This is a genomic window from Pseudomonas sp. XP2, from assembly GCF_053557975.1.
Window position 1 is genome coordinate 58,218 of the sequence record NZ_JBNRIK010000019.1, and the last position, 6,980, is coordinate 65,197.

Annotated in this window: 9 protein-coding genes; 5 read left to right on the forward strand and 4 right to left on the reverse strand. The window is 62.9% G+C overall.

What is annotated here, in order from left to right; genetic code table 11:
- The first annotated feature begins 200 nt into the window (after positions 1-200).
- Together ACK1VC_RS19565 and ACK1VC_RS19570 are read left to right on the forward strand one after the other, a co-directional pair.
- Positions 201-416 carry a GNAT family N-acetyltransferase gene (locus tag ACK1VC_RS19565; RefSeq protein ID WP_224372475.1) on the forward strand — a complete coding sequence of 72 codons (216 nt, stop codon included), beginning with the start codon at positions 201-203 and terminating at the stop codon, positions 414-416.
- Positions 409-591 carry a hypothetical protein gene (locus ACK1VC_RS19570; RefSeq protein ID WP_224372477.1) on the forward strand — a complete coding sequence of 61 codons (183 nt, stop codon included), beginning with the start codon at positions 409-411 and terminating at the stop codon, positions 589-591. Before ACK1VC_RS19565 ends, ACK1VC_RS19570 begins: the two co-directional genes overlap by 8 nt.
- A gap of 27 nt (positions 592-618) precedes the next feature.
- Here the strand turns inward: ACK1VC_RS19570 and ACK1VC_RS19575 are convergent, their stop codons facing one another.
- The 3 genes from ACK1VC_RS19575 to ACK1VC_RS19585 form a co-directional block, all read right to left on the reverse strand.
- Positions 619-1,494 (reverse strand): universal stress protein, encoded by an 876-nt coding sequence (locus ACK1VC_RS19575; RefSeq protein ID WP_095114897.1) that lies wholly within the window; start codon positions 1,492-1,494, stop codon positions 619-621.
- 153 nt (positions 1,495-1,647) lie between these two features.
- Positions 1,648-1,950 (reverse strand): AzlD family protein, encoded by a 303-nt coding sequence (locus tag ACK1VC_RS19580; RefSeq protein ID WP_191087515.1) that lies wholly within the window; start codon positions 1,948-1,950, stop codon positions 1,648-1,650.
- Positions 1,947-2,666, reverse strand: coding sequence for an AzlC family ABC transporter permease (locus ACK1VC_RS19585; protein WP_191087516.1), 720 nt, complete (start codon positions 2,664-2,666; stop codon positions 1,947-1,949). The genes ACK1VC_RS19580 and ACK1VC_RS19585 overlap by 4 nt, the downstream gene beginning before the upstream one ends.
- A 119-nt stretch (positions 2,667-2,785) precedes the next feature.
- On the opposite strand from ACK1VC_RS19585, the gene ACK1VC_RS19590 reads away from it, so the two are divergent.
- Positions 2,786-3,250: an Lrp/AsnC family transcriptional regulator gene (locus ACK1VC_RS19590; protein ID WP_095114899.1), complete on the forward strand. Its 465-nt coding sequence runs from the start codon at positions 2,786-2,788 to the stop codon at positions 3,248-3,250.
- A gap of 43 nt (positions 3,251-3,293) precedes the next feature.
- On the opposite strand, the gene ACK1VC_RS19595 is transcribed toward ACK1VC_RS19590, so the two are convergent.
- Entirely contained in the window at positions 3,294-4,232 is a 939-nt protein-coding gene (locus tag ACK1VC_RS19595) for a LysR family transcriptional regulator (RefSeq protein ID WP_102689626.1), read from the reverse strand.
- A 142-nt stretch (positions 4,233-4,374) separates the two neighbouring features.
- Here ACK1VC_RS19595 and ACK1VC_RS19600 point away from each other — a divergent pair, with 142 nt between their 5' ends.
- The gene (locus tag ACK1VC_RS19600) at positions 4,375-5,517 is read left to right on the forward strand and encodes an iron-containing alcohol dehydrogenase (protein WP_191087517.1); all 1,143 of its coding nucleotides are present in this window, start codon (positions 4,375-4,377) and stop codon (positions 5,515-5,517) included.
- A gap of 45 nt (positions 5,518-5,562) precedes the next feature.
- Positions 5,563-6,906, forward strand: coding sequence for an MFS transporter (locus tag ACK1VC_RS19605; RefSeq protein WP_016486158.1), 1,344 nt, complete (start codon positions 5,563-5,565; stop codon positions 6,904-6,906).
- Positions 6,907-6,980 lie beyond the last annotated feature (74 nt).

Here is a 6,980-nt window from a genome sequence, read left to right on the forward strand (position 1 = left end):
ATAGCGAGTGTTATGCTTTTCTTCAGCCGTTGCAAGGCTGCCATTTACACACCAGGGCCAAACTCATGCATTTTTTGATCAGGCAGGCGACGGCCGCGGATTGTGATGCGATCAGCCAGGTCGCGGCACGCACTTTTGCGCTGGCTTGCCCGGCGAATACGCCTGCGACGGAAATTAGCGCCTACATCCAAGGCGCGCTGATGCCAGCCGACTTTGAACGCTTGAACCGGGAACCGGAAATGCGCCTGTCGGTAGGCCTGATGCGCCGTACGGTCGTCGGCTACAGCCTGGTCAACCTTGCCCCAGAGCCCCTGGGCATTCCGGCTGCCGATGGCATCGCCGAGCTCAGCAAATGCTACGTGCTGCCCGAATACCACGGGGCGGGTGTGGCCCAGCGGCTGATGGCTGATGGCTGATGTGCTGCAGGGCGTTGTGGGGGCTCTGCGGTTGACGGTCAATGACAGCAACAGCCGGGCTATTGCTTTCTACTTGCGCAACGGCTTTGCAGTGGTGGGTGAAACCACGTTCCAGTGCGGGGCGGATGTACATCGGGACCTGGTGATGCTGCACGCAGGCCGGGCAGCCCCCTGAGGGGGGCGGCCCGGCTGGTCTTGCGTGCTAGGGCGTGACCAGCACATCACACTGCGATTCGTTCAGTACATGCTTGGTAACGCTGCCAACCAACAGCTCCTCCAGCGCGCTCGCACCCTGCTTGCCGACGACGATCAGGTCGCACTCCAGCGCCTGTTCCTGCTCGGCAATGCGCCAGCCAGGGTCACCGTGCTCCAGAATCTGCCGTGCATCGGCAATGCCCGCGGCCTCACTCAATGCAGCGAGTTGTGCCTGTGCGTCCTTGCGGATGACATTGCGGTAGTGGGTGAGGGTGCCGTGGTCGATATGGGCGAAACGCACGCTGCCTTCGAACGGGGCTTCGTACACATGCAGCAGAATGATTTCGGCCTGTGGGGCAATGGCCCTGGCCAGTTTGATGGCGCGCAGCGAAGCGGGAGAGAAATCGACCGGCACCAGCACCGTGCGATAGGTATCACGAGGGGCCGGCTTGACCACCAGTAAAGGGCAGGGCATGTGGTTGAGCATTTTTTGCACGGTTGAACCCAGCAGCAGGCGCCGCGCCACGCTCTGGCCCTTGGCGCCGCATACCAGCAGGTCGCTGTGTTTGTCCTGCACCACCCGGGTGATTTCCGTGATCACCGAGCCGCTGGCGACCTGCACACCCGCGGAAATGTTGTAGCGCTGGAACAGCAGGGCTGCCAGTGCGCGGGTTTTTTCGCCGGCGCTGTCCAGTACCCGCTTCAACAGGTCGTCATCAGGCGCCACCAACTGCTTGAGGCGCTCGAAGGGGGCCGGGTTGGCAACGTAGAGCAGGTCCAGTGAGGCCTGTTGCGCGTTGCTCAGGTAGGCAGCGCGCTCTGCCGCGTTGCGGGCATAGGGGGAGAGGTCGGTGGCTACCAGTATGTGTTTCAGCGGGTTCATGTGGGGCTCCTTGTCCATGGCCGCGCGCAGTGTTCGACGGTTGTGCACTGTGCGCCTGGCGGTGCTTGAGTCATTCCTTGCTTGCAGCCATCGTCGCGCGAACCCGGCGCGAGGGCTTGATTTGAGTCAATGGAGCGTAGATGCCGCAGCGGATCATGCCGGCAGCAACAGGCGCAGCCCCCCCGTCATCACGATGGTAAATACCACCACCGGCAAGAGGGAAAACCGCGTTGCTGCGTACACCGTAAGCCCCAGCGCAATCAGGTCGGCCTGGTGCCCGGAAACGAACTTGGGTGCGATTACGGCAATCAGCACGCAGCCGGGCGCGGCGTTCAGCACCTGCGTCAGTTGCGGCCCAAGGGTGCGGTTGCGCAGCAGTAAAAAGCCCAGCGCACGGGTCAGGCAGGTGACCACGGCCATGCCCACGAGGGTGACCAGTGTAGGAAGGTCAATCATGGTTTGGCCCATAGGTAAGCAGTGACCAGGCCGGCCACGGTGCCCGCGAGCACGTACCAGCCACCGGGAATCAGCAGGTAGAACAGTGCGGCGGTGAGGAGGCTGAACAGCCAGGGCACGGCGGCGTGTACGCCTTTCCACATGCCCTTGAGCAGCACCAGGAAGACCGCGGCAAAGGCCATGTCGAAGCCATAGCTGCGCAGGTCGCCGAGCAGCGGCCCAACCTGCGCGCCGAGGCTGGTGAACGTGACCCAGGTGGCCCACAGGCACAGCGACACACCCATGAAATAGCGCAGGCTGAACCCGCCGCGCTGGCGCGCATCGGCCAGGCCCATGGCCCAGCTTTCGTCACACATGAAGAACAGCGCCCCCAATGCCTTTGGCAGCGGCAGGTGGCGCATGTACGGCGCCAGGGTTGCGCCCATCAGCAGGTGGCGGCTGTTGACCAGCAGGGTCATGGCGATAATCACCCATATTGCCGGCGGTGAGGTCCACAGCTCGACAGCGGCAAACTCCGAGCCGCCACCGAAGTTAAGGCCTGTCATCAGAGCCACTTCGCCTGCTGCCAGGTGGTGCTGGGAAGCCTGCGCGCCGAGTACCAGGGCACAAGGGATGAACCCCAGCAGCACCGGCAGGGCGGCAACGGCACCACGGCGCAGTTCGCTTTGCGGCGTGGTGGCAGGGGGATCGTTCAGTACAGGTTCAAGGGTATTCATGGTCACCTCCAGTGGAGGTAAATTATTCCAATGGAGCGCTAGAATTGGCTTGCGTAGTTGCGCTGATGCACACAGCATTTGGTATCTGCTACCGACAATATCGAAAAAGAGATCTATAAATGCCAATCAAGCTCGATGCCATCGATCGGCGCATCCTACGGGCGCTGCAGCGCGACGGCAGGTTGCAGAACCAGGAGTTGGCCAAGCAGGTGGGGTTATCTGCTTCGCCGTGCCTGCGTCGGGTGCGCCTGTTGGAGGAGGCTGGAGTGATCGAGCGCTACGTGGCACTGGTTGACCCGGCCAAGGTCGCGCTGGGCCTCACCCTGTTCGTGCGGGTGTGGCTCAAGCGCCAGGACCAGGACACCACCGACGCGTTCGTCGAAGCCGTGCGCCAGTTACCCGAAGTGGTGGAGTGCCATGTGATGGCGGGCGATTGCGACTTGCTGTTGCGGGTGGTGGCGGCAGACCTGGAAGCCTATCGACGCTTCCAGATCAAGCATCTGACCAGCCTGAGCGTGGTGCAGAACGTCAAGACCGAAGTGCCGATGGAAAAGATCAAGCTGACCACCGAGCTGCCGGTGTAGTCGTGCTTTGGCTCAGGCTCGCCTGGCGCGTTCTGCAACACGCCTAACTGCTACTGGGCTGTCCGCCCTGCAAAAGCAGCTCGCTAAGTTTGTCCATGGCCGGTGTCGCTTGGCTGCCTTTGCGAGTGACCAACTCGTAAGGGTCGCTGACCGAGCCCATGGCCAGGGGCAGCATGCGTACTTGCTGGTTCATCGCGCATTGCCGGGCCACGTCAATCGACACCAACGCCACAAAGTCGGGGCGGTCCTGCAGCAGCGACAAGGTCGCCAGGATCGAGGTGGTTTCAACCAGGTGCAGCGGGAAGCGCAGCCCGGCGTCGTGGAATTCACGCTCCAGTTGCACGCGCATCGGCATGTTGGCCCGGTATACGATCCAGCGGCTTTCGGCCAACTCGGCAAGGCTGACGGTTTGGGCGTGTTTGAGCGGGTGGTCGACATTGGCGATGACCGCCAGCGTCTCATCCTGGACAAAGGTGCTGGCAAACAGCTGCGGCGCGTTGCTGACACTGGTGCGGCACAGGGCCATGTCCAGCCGGCCGCTTTCGATCTGTGCCAGCAGCGACTGGCTGGTGTCTTCGATGATCTCGAACGACATCTGCGGCTGGATACTGGCCAGCTGTGATACGGCCCGCATCAGCAAGGGCACGGCGCCCATGATGGCGCCCACCGCCAGCCGGCCGCCCACACCGCGCAGGATGGCATCCAGGTCATGGCGCAGGTTGGAAATATCGGTTTGCACCACGCGCGCGTAGCGGATGGCGCAGTGCCCGGCGGCAGTGGGCTCCAGCCCGCGGTTGGTGCGGTTGAACAGCACCGTGCCGAAGGTGGTTTCGATTTCCTGCAGCGCCTTGCTGGCACCGGGCTGGGTAAGCCCGACGCTGCCAGCCGCACCCAGCAGCGAGCGGTGCTCGTCCAGCTCGATGAGCAGGCGCAGGTGACGGGCGTGCAGCCTGGACATGATCGAATTGAGTGACGGGGTCATCTGGTATGCGTCCTGGTTATACCGATATGGATTGTTCTCAATACCATGGCCAGGCGCGCATTCCTATACTGGCGCTGCACAGTGTCGCATCCAGTGCGGCTAAACCGCCCAGAAAAACAAAGCCAGGAGCCTGCTGAGCCTTATGTCCCTGATCAACTACATCACCCAGATCCAGTTCGATATCGGCGCCATTGCCCTTTTGCCTGCGGAATGTGAGCGCATTGGTATAACCAAGCCTTTGATCGTGACCGACCGTGGCGTGCGCGCTGCCGGTATCGTCGATACGGCGTTGAACACCTTTGCCGACAGCGCTGCCCAACTGCCGATCTATGACGGTACCCCACCCAACCCCAACGAGACTGCGGTGCGCGAAGCCGTGGCCATGTTCAAGGAGTGTGGCTGTGACGGCATCATCGCCATCGGCGGCGGCTCGGCGATCGACCTGGCCAAAGGTGTGGCCGTGTGTGCCAGGCACGATGGGCCATTGAAAAACTTTGCGGTGATCGAGGGTGGCCTGGCGCGAATCACGCCGGCAACCGCGCCGGTGATTGCCGTGCCAACCACGGCAGGGACGGGCAGCGAGGTAGGGCGGGGCGCCATCCTTATTCTCGACGACGGGCGCAAGGTGGGCGTGATTTCGCCCCATGTGGTGCCCAAGGCCGCCATCTGCGACCCGGCGCTGACCCTTGGCCTGCCTGCACAACTCACCGCTGCCACCGGGATGGATGCGATTGCTCACTGCCTGGAAACGTTCATGGCGCCTGCATTCAACCCACCTGCAGACGGCATCGCCCTGGACGGCCTGTGGCGCGCTTGGCGCTTTATCCAAAGCGCTACCCGAGACCCGCAGAACCTCCAAGGCCGTATCAACATGATGAGCGCTTCGCTGCAAGGTGCACTGGCCTTCCAGAAGGGCCTGGGCTGCGTGCACAGCCTTAGCCATGCATTGGGCGGGATCAACCCGCGCCTGCACCATGGCACCCTCAACGCGATTTTCCTGCCTGCTGTCATCACCTTCAACCGCAAGGCCGCAACTGTGCTGAACGAGCACAAGATGGCGCGTATCGCCCAGGCGATGGGGCTGGCAGACGAAAACCAGATCGAACAGGCCATCCGCGACATGACCCGCGCGTTGGGCCTGCCGACCGGCCTGCGCGAACTGGGTGTCAGCGAAGAGCAGTACCCACGCATAATCCAGGGCGCGTTGGCCGATCACAGCCATCGGACCAACCCGCGTGAGGCGTCTGCCGAGGACTACCAGGGGTTGCTTGAAGCGTCGATGTAAGGCGCCAATCCGCTGTTCAATCAATAACAACAAAAGTGAACGCCCATGAATACCAAGTATGCGCAAGCCGAGCTTGCCCCCTCGGGGGAAGCGGTCGCCAGCCCGAACCCGTTCAAAAAGTACCAGGTCATTACCGTCAGCCTGTTGCTGGTGATCGGCATCATCAACTACGTCGACCGCAGTGCGCTGTCGATCGCCAATACGTCTATCCAGCGCGACATGGGCATCACGCCGTCGCAGATGGGCATTTTGCTGTCAGCGTTTTCCCTGGCGTATGCCTTCTCGCAGCTGCCGCTGGGCATGATCATCGACCGCCTGGGCAGCAAGATCTCGCTGGGGGCGGCACTGCTGGGCTGGTCAGTGGCGCAGACGGCCTCCGGCCTGATCAACAGTTTTTCCGCATTCATCGGCCTGAGGGTGGTGCTGGGGATTGGCGAAGCACCGATGTTCCCGTCGGCCGCGAAAGCCCTGGCGGAGTGGTTCGAGGCCGAAAAGCGCGGCACACCGACGGGCATCGTGCTGTCATCGACCTGCATCGGGCCATGCCTGGCGCCACCGTTGCTGACCCTGCTGATGATCACCTGGGGCTGGCGCGGCATGTTCATTGTCACCGGGGTATTCGGCATCCTGGTCGCCGCCTGCTGGTTTGCCTTCTACAAGAGCAAGGCGCGTTACCTGGCCGAGCTGCCTGCAGAGGAACGTGAGCGGCTGCTGGCGACACAGGCCCATAAACAGCCGGTGGCAAGCGCCAGGCCGAGCCTGCGGGCACAACTGGCGGCCTGGACCGAGCTGTTTCGCCACAAGAGCACCTGGGGCGCCGTACTGGGCTTCATGGGGGTGATCTACATGCTGTGGCTGCACCTTACCTGGCTGCCGGGCTACTTCGAACGTGAGCATGGCTTGAGCTTGTACCAGACGGCCTGGGTGGTATCGCTGGCCTATGTATTCGGCGCGTTGGGCACCATTGTCGCGGGCCGCATCTGCGACCGCCTGGTGAAGAACGGCGCCAGCGTGTTGGGTAGCCGCAAGCGGGTAGTGGTGACGGCGTTGTTCGCGGCGGCGGCATTCACCGTTCCCCTGTCGTTCGGCAGCGGCTTCATGCTCAGCGTGGCGCTGCTGTGCTGCGCGCTGTTCAGCGTGAATATGGCCAGCTCGACTGCCTGGATGATTGCCAACACTGTGGTCGATAGCCAGCGCGTGGCCTCGTTTGGCTCGATCCAGAACTTTGGTGGCTACCTGGCAGGCTCGGTGGCACCGATCGTGACCGGGTTCAGCATCCAGCAGACCGGGTCGTTTGCCTCGGCGTTCCTGATCAGTGCTGCGGTGGCGGCGGTGGCAGCGATGGCTTATGTGCTGCTGCTGAAGCAGCCGGTTTCTGCTGACCAGTGATCGTCAGGCCTGTGCAATCCCTGTGGGAGCGGGGGGGGGGGGGGGGGGGGGGGGGGGGGGGGGGGGGGGGGGGG